This is a genomic window from Jutongia sp. (assembly GCF_057878315.1).
Genome location: NZ_DBLXSO010000018.1, coordinates 17,436 through 35,983 on the forward strand (window position 1 = coordinate 17,436; position 18,548 = coordinate 35,983).

General features: G+C 48.4%; 16 protein-coding genes. All 16 read right to left on the minus strand.

What is annotated here, in order from left to right:
* Positions 1-51: 51 nt before the first annotated feature.
* The 16 genes from ACZLMD_RS06075 to ACZLMD_RS06150 all read right to left on the minus strand — a co-directional run bounded on the left by ACZLMD_RS06075 (position 52) and on the right by ACZLMD_RS06150 (position 18,509).
* Positions 52-1,581: a peptidoglycan D,D-transpeptidase FtsI family protein gene (locus ACZLMD_RS06075; RefSeq protein WP_484104670.1), complete on the minus strand. Its 1,530-nt coding sequence runs from the start codon at positions 1,579-1,581 to the stop codon at positions 52-54.
* Entirely contained in the window at positions 1,463-2,956 is a 1,494-nt protein-coding gene (locus tag ACZLMD_RS06080) for an FtsW/RodA/SpoVE family cell cycle protein (protein WP_489495316.1), read from the minus strand. Before ACZLMD_RS06080 ends, ACZLMD_RS06075 begins: the two co-directional genes overlap by 119 nt.
* A gap of 70 nt (positions 2,957-3,026) precedes the next feature.
* Positions 3,027-5,525 (minus strand): peptidase U32 family protein, encoded by a 2,499-nt coding sequence (locus tag ACZLMD_RS06085; RefSeq protein WP_489495318.1) that lies wholly within the window; start codon positions 5,523-5,525, stop codon positions 3,027-3,029.
* Positions 5,526-5,668: 143 nt separating this feature from the next.
* The gene (locus ACZLMD_RS06090; RefSeq protein ID WP_482521345.1) at positions 5,669-6,628 is read right to left on the minus strand and encodes a cell division protein ZapA; all 960 of its coding nucleotides are present in this window, start codon (positions 6,626-6,628) and stop codon (positions 5,669-5,671) included.
* Positions 6,629-6,697: 69 nt separating this feature from the next.
* Positions 6,698-7,327, minus strand: a complete 630-nt coding sequence (locus ACZLMD_RS06095; protein WP_022305768.1) for an ATP synthase subunit B family protein — start codon at positions 7,325-7,327, stop codon at positions 6,698-6,700.
* A 40-nt stretch (positions 7,328-7,367) separates the two neighbouring features.
* A complete protein-coding gene (coaD, locus tag ACZLMD_RS06100; protein WP_118560247.1) occupies positions 7,368-7,853 on the minus strand; it encodes a pantetheine-phosphate adenylyltransferase in 486 nt (161 codons plus the stop codon).
* A 2-nt stretch (positions 7,854-7,855) separates the two neighbouring features.
* Positions 7,856-8,440 carry a 16S rRNA (guanine(966)-N(2))-methyltransferase RsmD gene (rsmD, locus tag ACZLMD_RS06105; RefSeq protein ID WP_022305766.1) on the minus strand — a complete coding sequence of 195 codons (585 nt, stop codon included), beginning with the start codon at positions 8,438-8,440 and terminating at the stop codon, positions 7,856-7,858.
* Between the two features lie 85 nt (positions 8,441-8,525).
* Positions 8,526-10,142, minus strand: coding sequence for an AAA family ATPase (locus ACZLMD_RS06110; protein ID WP_489495321.1), 1,617 nt, complete (start codon positions 10,140-10,142; stop codon positions 8,526-8,528).
* A gap of 158 nt (positions 10,143-10,300) precedes the next feature.
* Positions 10,301-10,486: a 50S ribosomal protein L28 gene (gene rpmB / locus ACZLMD_RS06115; RefSeq protein WP_022305764.1), complete on the minus strand. Its 186-nt coding sequence runs from the start codon at positions 10,484-10,486 to the stop codon at positions 10,301-10,303.
* A gap of 124 nt (positions 10,487-10,610) precedes the next feature.
* A complete protein-coding gene (locus ACZLMD_RS06120) occupies positions 10,611-10,979 on the minus strand; it encodes a GerW family sporulation protein (protein WP_482521353.1) in 369 nt (122 codons plus the stop codon).
* A gap of 37 nt (positions 10,980-11,016) precedes the next feature.
* Positions 11,017-11,853, minus strand: a complete 837-nt coding sequence (locus tag ACZLMD_RS06125; protein WP_489495324.1) for a DUF2953 domain-containing protein — start codon at positions 11,851-11,853, stop codon at positions 11,017-11,019.
* A 32-nt stretch (positions 11,854-11,885) separates the two neighbouring features.
* On the minus strand, positions 11,886-12,212 hold the full coding sequence (locus ACZLMD_RS06130; RefSeq protein ID WP_482521349.1) for a hypothetical protein: 327 nt from the start codon (positions 12,210-12,212) through the stop codon (positions 11,886-11,888).
* 30 nt (positions 12,213-12,242) lie between these two features.
* On the minus strand, positions 12,243-13,688 hold the full coding sequence (locus tag ACZLMD_RS06135) for a hypothetical protein (protein WP_022305760.1): 1,446 nt from the start codon (positions 13,686-13,688) through the stop codon (positions 12,243-12,245).
* Positions 13,689-13,700: 12 nt separating this feature from the next.
* A complete protein-coding gene (locus ACZLMD_RS06140) occupies positions 13,701-16,958 on the minus strand; it encodes a glycosyltransferase family 39 protein (RefSeq protein WP_489495326.1) in 3,258 nt (1,085 codons plus the stop codon).
* A 28-nt stretch (positions 16,959-16,986) separates the two neighbouring features.
* Positions 16,987-17,898 carry a hypothetical protein gene (locus tag ACZLMD_RS06145; RefSeq protein WP_482521351.1) on the minus strand — a complete coding sequence of 304 codons (912 nt, stop codon included), beginning with the start codon at positions 17,896-17,898 and terminating at the stop codon, positions 16,987-16,989.
* Positions 17,899-18,041: 143 nt separating this feature from the next.
* The gene (locus ACZLMD_RS06150; protein ID WP_489495328.1) at positions 18,042-18,509 is read right to left on the minus strand and encodes a LysM peptidoglycan-binding domain-containing protein; all 468 of its coding nucleotides are present in this window, start codon (positions 18,507-18,509) and stop codon (positions 18,042-18,044) included.
* Positions 18,510-18,548: the final 39 nt, after the last annotated feature.

Here is an 18,548-nt window from a genome sequence, read left to right on the forward strand (position 1 = left end):
CTAAATTTAAGTATACCCTTTTTTGTTATTTATTGCAATGAAATTTAGAAATCAATTTCCAAGATATTCCTCAAGCATCTTCGCTGCGATCGGCACCGCATACTGACTCCCCGTTCCGGCACCTTCCACGATTACACTGACCGCGATCTTGGGGTCTGCTGCCGGCGCAAAGCCCACAAACCATGCATGTGAGGTCCCCTCCGAATCGATCTCTGCCGTGCCTGTCTTACCTGCCACCGGATAGGACAGATTCCTTAAAGCTGCTGCCGTACCGTCAGACACGACTGAACGCATCATCCTTGTCACCTGATTGGCTCTTTTCCTTGAAATGACCGTCCGCTTTTCCTGCGGCTCATATTTCTTGACCACATGCCCGTCCACGCTCTCCGTGTGATCGACAAGATACGGAGTCATCATTACTCCGTCATTGGCGATCGTTGCGCTGATCAGGGCATTCTGTAATGGTGTGATCGTTGTTTTTCCCTGACCGATCGCCGTCTGTGCCGCCTCTGCCGTATCCGATTTCTCGTCGAGCACAAAACGGCTCCTGCTGCTGACAAACTTTACACCGAGCGAGCTGTTAAAACCAAATGCCTCACAGAGCTTGCGGTAGGATTTGCGGTTTAAACCCACACCGATATGTGCAAAAGAACCGTTGCAGGAATGCGCCAGTGAGCTTTTCAGATCGACCGTCCCATGGTGCTCCCCGTTGTAGCACCGGATCACATTGCCTCCAAACGTATCGCTTCCGCTGCATTCATACCGGTACTTGTCAAATGACGGATTCTCTCTCATATATTCCATCGCCGTCAGGATCTTAAACGTCGATCCCGGCGGATACAGCCCCTGCGTCGCGCGGTTTAAAAGTGCTGAGTTGCCACCCTCATCTGCCACCAGCGAGTCCCACTCGGAGCGCACCGTATTCGGATCATAATCCGGCTTGGATACCATTGCCAGGATCTTTCCGGTGGACGGCTCGATTGCCACAACAGCGCCCCTCTGGTTTCCAAGCGCATCATATGCGATCTGCTGCAGCTTCGCATTTAACGTTGTTACAACTATATCGCCCTGATTTTTCTGTCCCTGCAGCTGATTGGAGAGCTGCTTTAACGGATTGACATGTGAGGTCAGAAGCGGAAAGCTCTGTTCCAGTTCTATACCGGTCTTACTGTTCCACACACGTCCCACAACATGACAGAAAACGTTCTTATAGGGATAAACTCTCGTCTCATTTCCCTTCTGATCCGTCTCGGTCGTAGCAAGCACCCTGCCATCCGACGACACGATATCTCCGCGGACAATCCGCTCTGCCAGAAGCTCCTGCCTCTTGTTGGCGGGATTGTTGATGATTTCCTGACTATCCTGCACCATAAACTTCACAAGATATCCGATCATCCCCAGAAAGACAATGACAACGCAGTACGCTACTGCGATCACCTGACGGTTTCCGCGCTTTCTATCTTTATCTGCGTTCCTGTCTCTGCGTTCTTTTCGCTCTGCGGCGCGTGGCTCCTTCCGCTTCGTACTCTTCCGTTTCCCATTCCTGCTCCGCTCTGCGCTTTCGTTTTCTTTTCTCCTCAATCTCTCCCGCCTCCTCTCTGTTTAATACATACATGCCCTGAATAATACTGAACAGCACGATCGTGCTGATAACCGAGCTTCCTCCGTAGCTTACTAACGGAAGCGTTACACCCGTGGACGGAATAAACTTCACCGCACCGCCCACAGTCAGAAACACCTGAAAAATAAACTCCACTGCCAGTCCCAGCGCCGTCAGCTTATAAAACCGGCGTGACATTTTCAGGGCAATATTGACAAACATGACAAAGCAGCTGATCTCGACAAGCACAACGCAGATTGCGAAAAACACACCCAGCTCCTCGCCGATCGCTGAAATAATGAAATCACTGGACGCGACCGGGATCTTGTCCGGCATTCCCTCTCCAAGCCCCATGCCAAACCAGCCTCCTGTACCAAAGGCAAATAACGACTGTGCCACCTGATACCCCTGATTAGCGATCGTGCTCCATGGATCACGCCATGCGATCACACGATTCTGTACATGCGTAAAGAGATGATATGCCACCACTGCCGCCCCGGAGCCACACGCCAATCCCGCCAGAAGATAACTCAGCCGCTCCGTGGAAACATACAGGATCACCAGATACGTGATGTAAAAAATCAGTGCCGCACCCAGATCCTTCTCCAATACAAGGATCAGCACATGCGCTGCCGCAACTGCCGTCACAAGCACAAGATCCTTAAATCTCTCTGCCTTTGCCAGAAATGCGGCTGCAAAAAAAACATAAATAATCTTTACAAACTCAGACGGCTGCAGTGCAAAGCTGCCGATCGACACCCAGTTTTTTGCACCGTACCTCTCTTCTCCGATCACAAAGACAAGTGCAAGAAGCCCCAACCCTGCGATCGCATAAAACCAGCCAAATATATCAAAGTAGGAAAACTTTTCTATGATATACGGAATGAACAGCCCTGCCACACAGGTTGCCGCCGCAAAGATCATCTGCCGGATGGCGCTTCCCGTGTCCAGCCGCTCGATCATGACCATGCCGATCATCAGCAGCATCAACATATTATTCAGAACGATCTTTGACATTCCTTCATATACATACGGATACGCTTTTCCCGCAAACACAAACAGAACAACCTGCAGCAGATACAGAATAATGATCTGCACATGCAGACTGTTTAAGAAAAGCACAAGTGAGCAGATAAAATGGATGGTGAACATCAGCTTTAACTGATGTCTGTATACTCTCTCCTTACGCTCCTTGTCCCTGCCTATAAATACCGTAAAACAATGCCAGGTATATACGGCAAAAAGGAAAATAATAATATATTTTGATAATTCTACAACCACGGAATGCATGACTCCGATGGTATTGCTATTTCCAAGAAGCTCCTGCAGCTTTCTTGCCGCCTCCTGTTTATCCATATTAATCGATACCTTTCTGTCAACCGGCTGCCTGCCGGAATGACTCCGCCGCCCGGTTTGTTATCCATCACTACTGGACCGGATCATAAAAATGTCCCTTCTGTCCCTCCGGAAATCTTCCCTTCAAAACGTCTGTCATCTCCTGCGGCGTCTCGATCGTAAAATCATACCGGAAACGCTTTATGCCGCACTTTCTGTACTGCTGCCGCTCCTCGTCAAGACAGAGAGGTTCTCCGTGATAAATGATATTATAACAATATTTACAGCAATTTAAAACCACAAAGGTACGCTTTTTGGCGTCCTGCATCCACAAAAGCTGCCCGCCGCCGTTTTTCTTCTGACATTCCTTCTGATGACGATGCACGCACTGCGCCGATACCATCAGCGGAATATATCCGTAAATAACCGCCTCAATATCTACAGATGTAGAAAGCTCCTGACATTCCTGTCCGGTCAGTTCCAGAGGCACGGTGCAGTGTTTGACACCCTGATCCTGCCACCAGCTCAACGCCTCGTTATTGGCGGTATAAAGATTGGCATCTGTAATGATCCTTTCCGCAGCGATCCCGGCTTCCTTCGTAAGAAACACAAATGATTCCATATTACGGATCACATAACCGGTAAGCTCCGACATCCGGTAAATACTGTCTCCTCGGCTTAGCTTCTGCTGTTCCGACCGGTACACTGCCTCCCTGAAAATAAACGGCATCATCAGGTACATATTCTTTCCCGATGCTGCGCCCTTTCTGATCAGCCTGCGAAGTTCACTGTCATCCATCTGCTCCGTCCGCAGATAAATATCGTCCACACCCGGATCGTCGATTGCCTTCTGTGCCTGCCAGTCATATAATACCGACACGACGATTCGCTCCGGATCCTTACTGCCTGACTGTCCTGCCACATGCTCCGGATGCATCGGTTCAGCGTACATCTCACTTTCCGGCTGCCCATTATTTATCTCTGTCAGAGGCTTTCCGATATGACGGTCATATTCCGAAGCCTCTAACTTCTCTAACAGTCCTGCAAGCACCTCCCGCCGCAGGCGTTTCACCGCCCCGACCGGGATAAAAAGCTCGCCGGTAAGCTTCACCCGGCAATTGCTGCAGCGAAAAACAGTACCGCCGGTCTGGCATAAAATACGCCGGATCGACTCCTCCTCTGCCGCACTTTTCTGTGCCTTCTGGCATATATCGCCCTCAAGCAGAAAGGAAGCTTCTCTGTCCTCTCCCTGAAAAGCCGCACAAAGCTTCATCGTCTCTCCCTCTGCCGCCTCAAAGTGCATGGAAACAGTAAGCTTTGCATCCTCCGAAAGATAGTGCTCCCTGATCTCTTCCAAAAGTCCGGCATCCTTTGTACGGTATACGCTGTCTCCTTTGCGGATACGGCTGCCCTTCAGATATCTCGTCTTTACAAGCTCTCCCTTACGGCGTCCTTCTCCGATCGTATACTCATAGGATGTGCGTTGCTTCCCGTCACGAAATTCCACAACATCCTGTGCATGAACATCGCGTTCCAGCCGGTATGTTGCAGTGTGCGGATCAACCGCCGTAACCGTACCTACCTGCACACCGCCATGATTTGGGCGCAGATCCGCGATCATATCTCCCTTGCCCTTCGGAACCGCATACGGCACACCGCTTCTTCCCTCCATATAACCGGAGGTGAAACCCTGACGGTTGTATAATTCCGCCAGCTTCCGTACATCCTCCTGCCACTCCGATTGATGACATGCCAGATATTGTTCATAATCCGTTCTTCCAAGCTTATCATACAAATCAACATATTTGCGGTACATCGCTGTGGTCAGCGCCACATACTCCGGGCGCTTCATACGCCCCTCCAGTTTCAGCGAATCCACACCAATCTCCATCAGGTCGCCAATATGTTCAAGACTGCAGTGCTCTCTCGGACTTAATAAATACCCCGCTCCCCTGCCGTCTTCGCACTGATAGAGCTGCCGGCACGGCTGTGCACATCGTCCTCTGTTGCCGCTTCTTCCTCCCAGCATACTGCTAAACAGGCATTGTCCGGAATAACAGTAGCACAATGCTCCATGCACAAAGATCTCAAGCTCCAGCCCCGTCTCCCGGCGCATATCGGCAAGCTCCGGAAGGGACAGCTCTCTTGCCGGCACGATCCTTGTCACGCCGTACGGTTTTAATACACTTGCACTCTCGCCCATTGTCAACGTCATCTGCGTGCTGGCATGAAGATCAAGCCCCGGAAAATGTCTGTGAAGAAAGCGCATCACGCCGACGTCCTGCACTATCGCCGCATCCAGTCCTTCCAGATAATACGGCGCAATATAATCGTATAAGGAGTCTGCAAGCTCCTCCGGTTTTAGAAGCGTGTTCACGGTCATATAGACCTTTACTCCGTACCGATGGCAGTAGCGGATCACCTCCCGCATATCGTCTCCCTGTGGGTTATCTGCATAGGCTCTCGCCCCAAACCGGCTCCCGCCAATATATATCGCATCACATCCGGCATTCACTGCGGCTCTCACGCTCTCGATCGAGCCTGCCGGAGCTAAAATCTCGGGCTTTCTTTTCTGAATCTTGTCTGTCATTCTATCTGCTCTCCTGATCTTTGTTCACGAAGTCAAATCCTCTGCGGGCGCCGGAATGGAACAAATTTATTGTTCCATCCTCACTTTACCTTCGCACGAATAATAAAGGGCAAAACCGGTGTTTTGCCCTTTATCCTGTTCTTTTATTTTCTCTTACTCTGGGAACGTCTGGAACCGGAATTCTTTCGTCCCCTCGCACCATTCTGACTGTCCTGTGTGCCGTCTTCCTTCGGATCCGCCTCCATCTCAAAGGACGCGATCGCAGGCTTTGCATTGTCCGTCTTGTCCACTGCTACAGGCTGTATTCCTGACATGATGCTGTCATCCTTGGGCGTTACTGCTGCAGCCTGACTGACCGACTGTGTCCCGGAAGCCGTGGGGTGTGCTGCCGGCACCACCGTTTTCACCGGCTGGCTGCTCTGCGATATTGATGTGGCTCCTGTCTGCACCTGCTGCTGTGGTCTGACGACATTGGCTGCTGCCGGATATGCCTGCCGCTGCTGTGGCACTTCCGGTCTTGCCACCTGTGCTGCCGCTCTCCGCAGAAGCTCTTTATTCTTCTCTTCGACCTCTTTGGTCTTGCTTTCTAATTCCTTATCCTTGCGGACGATATCCTGGGATTTCTGCTCTAATTCCTTTTCTTTCTGAGCGATATCCTGAGATTTCTTCTCCAACTCTTTCTCTTTGTTCAAAAGCTCCTGCGTCTTCTGATCCAGCTCCGCTTCGAGACGGATCGTTTTCTTTTCAAGCTCTGACGTCTTCGCCTGCGCCTGCTTTAACTGCTCCTGCACAGACTTTAATTCCTCATTGCGTGAGACAATCTCATGCTTCATGCGAAACATTTCCTGCTCGACCTCGCCCTGCTGCTGTCTGTTCTCGTCCGCCTGCTTCTGTGCCTTAAAATAATCATCGGACAGATTGATCGCGAGAAGAATATTCTTCATATCCATATCCAGGCGGTTATATGCCTCCTGCCGCTTAAACTCATCAAACTTCTCATTGATATGATTCGCGATATGCTGCAGATAATCACTGCTCTCGTAACCGCATATCGTATACTGCTTCCCGTTGATGATCACCTGTACATCTGTTTTCTCGTTCATTCTCACCCGCACCTTCCTCTGCCATCTCTGTGACGGCATCCTTTGTATTGGAATCTCCCCTGCCTTTGCCTATGAAACAGGCTCTTCCTGTACCTCCGGCAATTGCAGTTCTTCCTGCTGTGCGGCTGCTTCCTGCTGCGCCTGCACCTGGGCATCCTCGTCTGTGACAAGCTCCGCCTTATTCTGGCTGATCACATCCAGATATCCCTGCAGCGCTGACTCCAACGCCCGCGCATTGCTGCTTGTGGTCTCCAATGCCGCAGCCAGTGTCTTCTCAGACATCTCTAACAGATCTCTTGTGTAGTAGATCGCACCATTGCCGATCTCCGCTGCCTGTGCTCTTGCATTGGCAACGATCTGCTCTGCCTGCTCATTGGCTTCCCGTACCGTGATCTCTGCCTGCTGGTAAGCCTCCTGCATGATCGCATGCTCCTCCACAAGAGCCTTGTACTGCTCCTGCGCATCTGAGAGAATCGCTGCCGCCTTCTGCTCTGCATTATCAAGGATCTCCTCTCTCTGTCGGAGAATCTTCTGATAGCGCTTAATCTCCTCCGGCACATCCCGGCGCAGATCATCCAGTAGATCGTAAAGCTCGTCCTTAGGAACTACCACCTTCGTTGAAGAAAGTCTCTGCATACGGCAACTTTCCACAAATTCAAAAATATCATCAATCTCCTGCTCAATTCTGCTTGACTGCATATCGTTCTCTCCTATCTGCAAATCTATGATTATGATAATGTTAATTAGATACTACTCCATGCTCCCTCATATAGCGAAGAACCGTCTCCGGTACATAACCGGAAATATCTGCCTGATATCTTAAAAGCTCTCTGACTGCACTGGAGCTGATATAGGAATACTCCGGTGCAGATGCCAGAAATATGGTATCTGCCTGAACAGACAGTTTATGGTTCGCCTGTGCAAGCGGAAGCTCATACTCAAAATCTCCCGGCGTTCTCAGTCCCCGCACGATCGCATCTGCATGCTGCTCCTTCACAAAATCTACCAGAAGCCCCTCAAAAGAAGACACCTCAATATTATCCTGATCCGCTGTAATCTCCCGCAGCATCGCCACCCTCTCCTCTTTGGAAAATAATGGCTGCTTTGCACTGTTGACTAAAACACCGACCACAAGCCGGTCAAACATCCGTGAAGCACGCCGGATCAGATCAACATGACCCGTTGTCACCGGATCAAAGCTTCCCGGAAATACTGCTGTACTCATCGTTATTCGTCCTCTCCCGCCACGGCTGTTTTATCCCGGCAGATAAATATATGACAATTGTTCTTGTATTCCTTGACTCTCTCCACATACCATCCACAGGTTGGAGGAAGCACGATCGGATCGTCCTCCATGGATGCCTCAACAATGATCCTTGTATCATCATGAACCAGCGATGACTCAATCAGATAAGGAATTATCCTTCTCTCCAGCCCCATGCTGTACGGTGGATCCATAAAAATAACATCAAATGCTTTCTTCTGCTGATCCAGTCTGCGAAGTGCCTGGATAACATCCATCGCCATCACCCTTGCCTGTTCCTCAAAATGCGTATGGTGAAGGTTCGTGCGGATGCACCGCAGTGCTTCCCGGTCGTTGTCTACCAGCACAGCCTCTGCCGCACCTCTGCTCAATGCCTCGATCGCGATCCCGCCACTGCCGCTGAACAGATCCAGAAATCTTGCCTCATACAGATCCTGCTGTATAATATTAAATAACGTCTCTTTGATCTTATCCGAGGTCGGTCTGGTATGGCGTCCCGCCGGAGTCTCCAGTTTCAGACGTCTCGCCGTTCCTGCAATCACTCTCATTGCATTCCCTCATTTCCTTTAAATTTCGTATTATAACACAATATAAGATACTAATTATTGTATCACATTCCATCGGGGCGGTCAATCACACATCTTGCGCCGTCAGCGTGATGAGCTGCTCCTTTGTCGGCTCCTCAAGAAGCACGATCCGGTTCGCCTGATTCACGATCATCCTCTCGAATACATTGCGGACACCACGGGCATTTCCAAAGTCCCGGCGCTCCTGTTCATTCATGGAGGCAAGATATAATCCAAGCTTCTTCACTGCCGTATCCTCAACGACCATCCCTGCCTGTTCCGCCATAACCGTTAAAATCTCTAACAACTGTTGTTCGGAATAGTCTTCAAATGTAATAAATTTATTGAAGCGGGAGATGAGTCCCGTATTGCTTCGCAAGAACTGCTCCATCTCCTCCCTGTAACCGGCAACGATCACCACAAGATCATCCCTGTGATCCTCCATCATCTTGACCAGCGTATCTACCGCCTCAGAGCCATAATCATTCGTTGTATCCGGGCTGACCAGCGCATATGCCTCATCAATAAATAATACGCCGCCGATCGCCTGCTCCACCACCTCGCGGACATTAATCGCCGTCTGCCCCACATAACCGGCAACCAGACGGGAACGGTCTGTCTCGATAAGCTGCCCCTCCGACAGGATACCGAGCTCTCTGTAAATCCTTGCCACAAGACGGGCAACCGTGGTCTTTCCGGTTCCCGGATTACCGGTAAATACCATATGATAAGACATGTCCATAGCGGGAAGCTTATATTCCTCGCGCATCCGGCGCACCTTGATCAGATTCACAAGAGAACGGACCTCCTCCTTGACGTTGTCCAGTCCTACCAGCTGATTCAGTTCGTCCAAAAGTTTAGCCACTCGCTGCTCTTTTGCTTCCTTTTCTGCCTTCTGCCGCTCCTGCAGCCGTTTCTTTACCTTTTCAAACTCTTTCCTGGCTTCTCTCTGCTCATCCTCCGGACTTTCCTGTATATTTCCTTCCGACTCCACTTCGTCCGAAGTAACCGTTTCAGGAAGCATTCTCTGATCCGTCTTATCTGCCGGCATATTCACCTGCCATTCAGCCTTTTTGCTTTCTTCCCCGGTCAGCCATTTCACACCGGAGCAGATATTTCGGGCAGCAAGCTTATGACGGATATAGCTTTCCTCCCATTCCGGGCTGACACCTCCGGAGCAGACAAATAACACGGTTCTTTCATAATATTCACGGATATACTCCTGACCTGCCCGGTCAAAGCGGTCGGATAATTCCATCATACACAAAAGAACATTGATCACATTGTCAAGAAACAGCACCGCCTGTTCCTCTTTCAAATGCCTGTCATACACACCGCAGATCTGGATCAGGATCGGAGGCATCGCTGCATACTTCTCCGCGTAATGAACTACACTCTGCTCCAATATCTCCGCATCCGGGCTGATCTCAAGCGGATTGGTCTGTGTCAGGCACCGGATGTATTCTTTCTGCCCGTCAGAAATATTGTCCAGACGCACCGCCAGTTCCACCAGTACCGACTGGACATACAGATCTAACACCTCCGCTGCAGACTGCTTCATCATGTTCTCTGCCTCCCGCCAGTAGCCCTGTTTCTCCAGTCTCTTACAGATCTTTGCCAGCGAATGGTAATATTTCTGCCCCATAGCACAGATTTCATCACCGGTATACATCGCGTTTGCCATCACATCCCCTCCTTTCTCCAAAACAGCCTATTTTGCCTCATTGTACTACAGTTCTCATCAATAGACAAGTTCCTGTTCAAAGACATTTTGTGTGATTTTTGCAAAAAAAGAAACCGTATATTACGGTTTCTTTGTATTCATATAATACCGAAAAGCGCCTACGCACGCTCTACTGCTCCAGAACGTAAACATCCTGTACATACCGGCATCTTCTTTGTGCCGCCATTAACCTTAACCTTAACGGACTTGATATTTGGCTTCCACATCTTGTTGCTTCTTCTGTGGGAATGACTTACTGCGTTACCGAAGTGAACGCTCTTTCCACAAACTGCACATTTTGCCATCGTAAGCACCTCCTTAGCATATTTAACCCTAACGGTCATGATTTATCAATAACTATTATGACTGTCTAATTTTGCCACAACATGCTTATTCTACCAAATCATAATGTAAAATGCAAGAACAAATTTAATTTTTTTCTTTTTCTTCGTCAGAACCCTTGCCAGACTTGAATTTATCGACAAGATCCGGCACCATGTCAAGCACCTTTGTAACTGCATCCTGATTCTTAACATTGACTAACTTCGTTGTTCCGTCCTTGATGATCAAAATGGAACTTGGCTGAATCTTTCCTCCCATTCCGCCGCCAGCATTGTTCTTCTTGCCATTCTCCGCAAACGAGCCCGCGGCCACACCAAAGCTGACATCTACCAGCGGAAGGATGATCGTTCCATCATCAAACCGTACTGCATCGCCAACCACTGTTTTGGTTGTCAGAAAACCCTCCATACCTTTCAGAAGAGAACCAACTGCCGTGTTGAAATTATTGTCTGCCATGATATCACCATACCTTTCCATATGCTGCAACAGCATCCTATGATCTGTCTAACCGTTCCATTAACCGCAACGGATGCGCTCTGATTATCAGGATCAACACTATGATCCCTCTTGCATATCCCTTCACTGCTGCCTCTCCCTCAAACACTTCCTGTTCAAAATCCGGTATAACCGCAATCCCTTTGCCCCACATGGCAAAAAGGACACTAAGTACTCCCAGAAGCTGTCCGGTGAGCGCCGGATCTCCGGTTCCAAAATGAAGTCGCCCCCTGAGGCTGCGTGGTGCCATATGCTTTAACAGCCCTCCACTGCTCTTTAAAACTGCCTGAAGCAGCTCAATGCTTTCCTCATCAATTGCCTTTATTTTAGCGAATAAGCCGGCGATTGACAAGAAAAACTTTTTCACTCTGTCCGTTATCCGCCGCAGTGTGCAATCGGATGAATCCGCCGTCTTCGCCCCTCCTGCTTCTTTCGGTTCACCGGCTGTTGTCGAAGATTCCACAGCCTTCTGCACTTTCGCTGGTGAAACACCTTCTTTCCTTTGGACCTTAGTACTGCCGGATGCTTTCCGTTTCTGCTTTACTTTTCTTCGCTTTTGGAATTTCTTTTTCTTTGTATGAAATCTGCCGTTCACCGGGATGCCAAAAATACGGATACACACTCTCTGGTTTCTGTCCGTGTCAAAAGACAGATGGATCAGATGCAGCAGCCAGCTTACACTTCCCTTCACTCTGTGCTCCTCCTGCCATACGGCAGACAGCTGATACCGGATCGGTATCAGAAGCACTGCCAGACATAGCAGAAGCATCAGTCCCAAAATGCAAAGCAGAATGATTCCGATCCACTTAAACACACCCAGTATGATCACTGCCATCGGCACACCTCCTCCCGGCATCCTGTTGCTGTTTACATGATATCCTCAAAATATCCACGCACGATCCGGGGAGAGATGTCACCCTCTCTGCAAACTGTATCAAGACAGATCTGTGCTGCAAGCATTTCGGCTTTCTCCCGGCTTCCCGCCAGACCTATCACCGTCACCCTTCGTTTCCGGTACCAGCGAAACCACAGCTCCACGGAGGAATATATCTCCATGATATTTTCTCCATTTACGGGTAATGTAATACAATATAACGGTCTTGTCGGCTTATTTTTTTCGAGAAGCTTCTGATACCGTTTCTTTTTGACGGAAATATCCGCGTCCAGATACATTTTTGAACTCCAGTACAGCATACTCCTCCTTTTCCGGAAATCCCTGCCAAATTATCCCATCATTTCCTGAATCAACTGTTTGGATGCATACTTCTCTGCTTCATCATCACAGAGCATCAGAGACTGGCTGATATAATCTGCCACCTCCTGCGGTGTTGAGAAAAATACAGGGATCTTTTCCAGCGTATTCGCCATGATCGCACGTCTCACCAGACGGGACTGTCCCTTGAACTCCTGCTTCAACTCGGTTACGATCTGCTCTGCCGCTTTCTCTGCATCCTGTGCGGTTACCTTTTCTTCCTCATCCTTCCACTCAAGTTCCACAAAGTCGCTGCCGGAAGCTAACTGCATTAGCTGTTGCAGATGTGTAAAGCCCTCCATCAGTCCGAGCTTTGTGATCTGCTCCTTCTCGGATTTGATCGTCTCCTCCAGCACGGCATCTGCCGTTGTCATGGATTCGTAGATCCGCTCCTGCATTCCCTCGATCTCCGGAAAATGCTCGCCAAGCCAGTACAGCTTGTCCTCCTCTGATTCAAGAGGATGCTCCTCATTCTTCTCCCAGATAGCACTTTCCTCATGTAGGAACAGCTCGTTGATACCGCGGATCACTAACTGTGCCGCCGGAATCTTATCGGCTGCCTTCTGACCGCCATCTGCCAGATACATGGAATATGCTCCGTTGATCAGCTTCTGGATCAGCATGTACAGATCCGAAATATCATTGAGCTTTGATGCATTCGTGCGAAGCTTCTCAGCATAAATCTGATACATCTCGGCTGTCATATTCTCATAATCCAGTTCATCAAACTCCTTGATGACCGGCACAAACTCTGTGAAATACTTCTCCATGTCATCGGTCCGGTAAAGCATTGCATTGGTGCGGAACATGTACAGATGTCCCTCCAGTGCACTCTTGTCAGAACCCTTGTAGACAGAGATACTCTCGCGGATCAGATCGAAATAATGGCTTCTCGTCATACGCATCGGAAGCTGTCCGATCACCATGCGAATATTATCGTTGATCGCCATATTGTCCTTAGTTGCAAAGATAAAGTTTAATACCTCCTGCGCAAAGACACTGTCCTCGGCGATAACCTCCTGATCCTCAAAGCGATACTGCATGCGGTTCAGAATATACTCGTATACAACAAAACGGTCTACATATGCGGTAAGCACCTGCATGCGGTCTGTCACTTCCGTACGAAGCTTAAGCAGATTCTCTCTCTGCCGGCTGCGTTCCTCCTCTCCGAAGGAGGCAGGATCCATCAGGACACGAACCGCCTGATGAAGAGCCTGTGCAATATCTTCTGCCGTATTAATATAAGGATTGATCCCCTCTGTGATCATCTCATAAAACACATAATATTCCATCATGAATTTCAGTCTTGCATGACTGTCATGAATGTCCAGGGCAAGCTCCAGATACTCCGGAAGAGCCTGTTCAAGCTCCTTGCCATGGGATAATTTCTTTACACTTTCGCGTATCTTTGTACTCATGTCGTCTCCTTATTACCAGGTCTGTAATAATACCCAGCTCTCAAACCATTTCAGGTAAGTTTTTACATAATGCACAGTCGTCGGCGTACCACTTAAGACCGGATAGAACATTGCAAACAGTCCTACTGCCAGCGCCGCATAAATATAGGCGTATTTCTTCGCTTTCGGATATTTCTTTACAAGCCGGTACATGCTGTAGCCCACCATAACCGTAACGAACGGTACACTTGGGAAATAATGATAAATAAATACAACTCGTGTCACCTTAAACCACGGTGCATACTGTGACAGATAACCGACACTTAAAAATGCAGCCTTGCGGTCCTTCTTGGCAAATACCAGATAAAGCATATATACAAAGGCAGGAATACCGGCCCACCATACAAGCGGATTACCAAAGGCACTGATACCCTCTCTGACGGTGTCTGACACAACGCCGGAATAATACCAGATCGGACGGTACATGATTGGCCACTGATACCATTTCGATCCATACGGATGTGTTGCATTCAGTGTGCTGTGATAATTGAACATCGTCTTCTGTGCCTCGATCACCTTCTGGATCAGCGTACGGTCCGTACCGTCGTTAAACGGAATATAGGACAGTACATAGATCACCGCCGGCACAACAATGAAGAAGATACAGCATGACAGCAGAGTGACGATCAGCTTCTTATGGAAGTTCTTGATAATAAACTGATGGGAAATCTCTCCTGTCTTTCCATTTGGATTCTTCGTTGCATAAATGTACTCACGGAATCTCTGGATCATCTGTGCAAAGAAGATGATCGCAAGTCCGATTGCCGAATAGATACCGGTCCATTTGGACGCCCAGCTAAGACCCATGGCAAATCCACAGAGTCCAAGCGGAATCAGCGTTTTGGACAGCTTTGTATCGAAAAAGCTGAGTCTCGTATAGCAGTACATAAAGAAATACGAGAGCATGATAAACAGCGTAACATACACATCGATCGTGGAAATACGCGTCTGAACAAAGTGCATGAAATCAAACGTAAACAGGATCGTCGTCACTATACTGATCCACGTCTCCTTAAAGAACTTCTTGGAGAAATTATAGATGATCGGCACCATCAGAACACCGAACAGCGTTCCCATAAATCTCCAGCCAAACGGACACATACCAAAGATCAGAACGCCGAGCGCGATCAGCTCCTTGCCGAGTGGCGGATGGGTGTTCTCATAGCAATACAGCTTGTGGATCATCTCATAAGCAGTTCTGCCGTGATAGATCTCATCGAAGTAAGTACCGTTTAAGTTGGTTGCTCTTGCCGCATACAGATCCTGCTCATCAAACAATGTGGAGTAGTCTCCGGCATTGACCGGTGTCACTACATTGCCTTCCGTATCTGTAAATACCAGTTCCATAATACTGTCATTTGTCGTATCCGCTGCCGGTGAGATCCTCACATAACGTGCTGTCACATTCAGATCCGTATAATTCCAACAGAATACCGAACCGGCATCCCACGGATTGTCTGCTCCGTATAAGGTATTCCAGTTTGTTCCATCTGAGGAATAGTCCACCAGATACTTCGGATTGTTCTGGTAGCCAAGATATTCCGCCATCTTTCCGAGACTGACATCCTGTCCCATATCGGCAACAACCGCCCCCTGCGTCACGACAGAATACTCCGTCTCCGGTGCTTTCAGGCTACCGAGATGCACAAATGCGATTACTGCATATATCAGGGTGATAATTCCCATGGCAATATAATCCTGCTTCGTCATCTTCACAAGCTTGGAAGATGGACGGATCACAGACTTGTTCTTCTCCTCCGCAGACACCTTCTTCACGGTTGTCTCGCGGCTAATGATCTGCTTCTCCTCCTGCTCTGTCTCAAATCTGGTGTAATGGCGGATCGTTGTGTATACCATGAAGGCAAACACAACCATGCCAAGCAGGGAGATTGCAAACAGGATCGGACTGTGCCAGTCATAGTTTGCAGCATCATATTTAAACAATACATGCGCTACGTTATAGAAGAAGTGCATTGCCGACAGACAATACAGGATAAACACATCTCTTCTCGGCTTCATCACATATGCGAGAAGCATAAACGCCATTGCCGGATACATATAACGCTCATGCATGCGGACAGAGAACATGAAAATACCGATGATCAGCATACCGCCGATATATGTATATTTCGCCTCTGTCTTTTTGCAGCGGAAATTTACAAATGCTGTTGCGATCACGATCAGAAGGATAAAGATCGTACCCCAGGTCTGATAGCTTAAACCAAAGCCCCTGTCTCCCTGACTGATCCAGTTCTTACCAACCAGTGTCCAGAAATTGTATGCATTTACGGAAGCATACTCAAAAGAACCTACCGTATTCGTATAAAGGGAAATAACCTTTTGCAAACCATACGGCAACACGGCGATCACCATACAAAGAATTGCCACAAGTCCCATTCCAAGGTTGATCCCGAACTTCTTCCAGTTGAAATCCTCCAGAAATACATGATCGATAATACCGTATAACAGCACCGGTGCAAACATCATCGCCTGTGGCTTTAAAAGAATTGCCAGTGCGAAAAGGAAATACGATGGGATCAGTTTCTTCTTGGCGATCAGATAGAACATCCATGCAAGAAATACCACATAGATACTGTCCGTCTGCCCCCAGACAACGCTGTCCAGAATGATTGCCGGGCAGAACAGATAAACAGCTGAAAGCAATGCTGCACCTGTCTCACGGAACTTCTCGGACGCAACCTTATAGATCAGATACCCCATACCAAGATCGGTAAGAATATTCGGCATCTTTGTGAGGATATCACTCATTGCCGAATTCCACGGAATGCTGAAGATATGACGCAGCCATCCGATCACATACAGAATATAGATATATCCGGGTGGATAACCCTCTGTCATCGTGGTATAGAACTTGTGAAAACCATCGTTGTATACCATATCCGCCCATGCAATAAAGCAGCTCATGTCCTGCTCATGACCGTGGTAAACACCGCCAATAATCACACGAAGCAGAAATGCAACGACCATGACAGCCACAAAGACCGTCAGACCGATCATGCGGTCCTGCGGATTGTCAAGATTCACCTGTGTCTGATTCCTGCTGCCCTTGCTTCTTGCTACATTCTTTCTTTTCTGATTGTTTCTGGCGCGGACTGCCGCCCCGCTCTGTTCCACAACGGTCATCCGGTTTCTCAGATAACCGCTGATCGGAAAGTACATGGCAAGCATGATCAGAAATCCAATGATTGCCACTGTGTTAATCATCCCCATAGTTTTTCTCCTTTATTTTCTATTGTGATCAGTCATGCTTTCTCACATGCTGATGGGTAAACAAATGATCCGAACAATACTCATAATTGCCGTCGCACTTCGAACAGAATCTGAAATCCAGATTCTCGTCATCAAGCTCGGTTCTGCCGCATACTGCACAGCGGTGTCTTGCCCCGCCGTTCTGACGTCCCGCATCCCTGACCTGCTTCTTGAAATGCTGGCGCCGCCTGATATCCGACGGTGAGATTCTGTGATAATCCCTGCTGGCAAAAAAGTATATTAAGAAGTTCGCCATCGCGACAAGGATTGCAAAGGCGACGCTGAAATACTGTCCTCCAACTGACGTCATTCCACGGTTTATGCACGCAATACCTGTTGTCACATATTGGAATACATTATACAAGAGATATACCGCATCCAGAATTGCCAGCCACTTCACCTTGATCGGTATCACAAACCAGAACAAAAACTCCATGTTTGGATTGATGGTTGCAAAGGCAAAGAACATAGACCAGTAAATATACTGGAAGCCGGACAGATACTGTACGGAATGAAGTGTCCCATACAAAATAAATGCCGCAACAATGTTTAAAAACCAGCCGCTGATAAAGTACATGTTAAACCGGAAGGTTCCCCATGCCTGCTCCAGCGATCTTCCAAACAGGAAGAACAGATTGACCTGAATCGCAAAGAACAGGATACTCACAATAAAGCCCATCCCCCGATTAAAGCCATATGGCTCGATCAGGTATGTGAACAGTCTCCATATCTGACCATGTAAGACAGCCTCCACATTAAGCGACAGATAACTGTAATAAATATTCTCATTGATCAGTCCGAGTGCCGCTCCCGCACAGTACAACACGATCACATACTTGATGAGATCCGGTACGGCATAACGGCCAAATTTCTTTTCAAGCTTGTTTAATAATTGGTTCATAAATCCCCCATCCCTGCGTATCTATGCATGCGCAGGCATCGTTTCTCTTTATTCACGGATAACAAAAAAATGGTATTGGAAATAACATTCCAATACCATCTATTCTATTGATACGCGTTTTCTTTGTCAAGCCGAAGATGCCACTACTTTTGTCGATAAAGAGCAGTCCCCGGCTGCAGTACGATACGGTCAACTCCAAGAATGCTTTCGAGTGTATCACCATCCCTGACAATATAGACGGACTGATCCTTTTCCTGCGGCATCTCAGACTCATCCTTTTCCTGCATCATCTCAGACTCATCCTTTTCCTGCATCATCTCGGACTCATCCTTTTCTTGCGTCATCTCCTCTGCCAATTTGTTCTCCGTCTCCGTTATTGGCACGGCATCCCTGACCTCCCATTTGCTGCAGTTTCTGCCGTAGGGAGGCATTACCGGCCGGTCATTTGCACGCACCGGCACGCAGATTGTTTCCCCGACCTGAAGATTATAGACATCCACATAAGGATTTGCCCGCAGCAGAAGTGCTAACGGCACCTGATGCTCCATACTGATCGAATAAAGCGTGTCTCCGGAACGAACCGTATGCATAATTCCATTACAATGTTTCATAGCTTGAATATGCCCTTCTTTCTATCCTTTCCTTTTTAT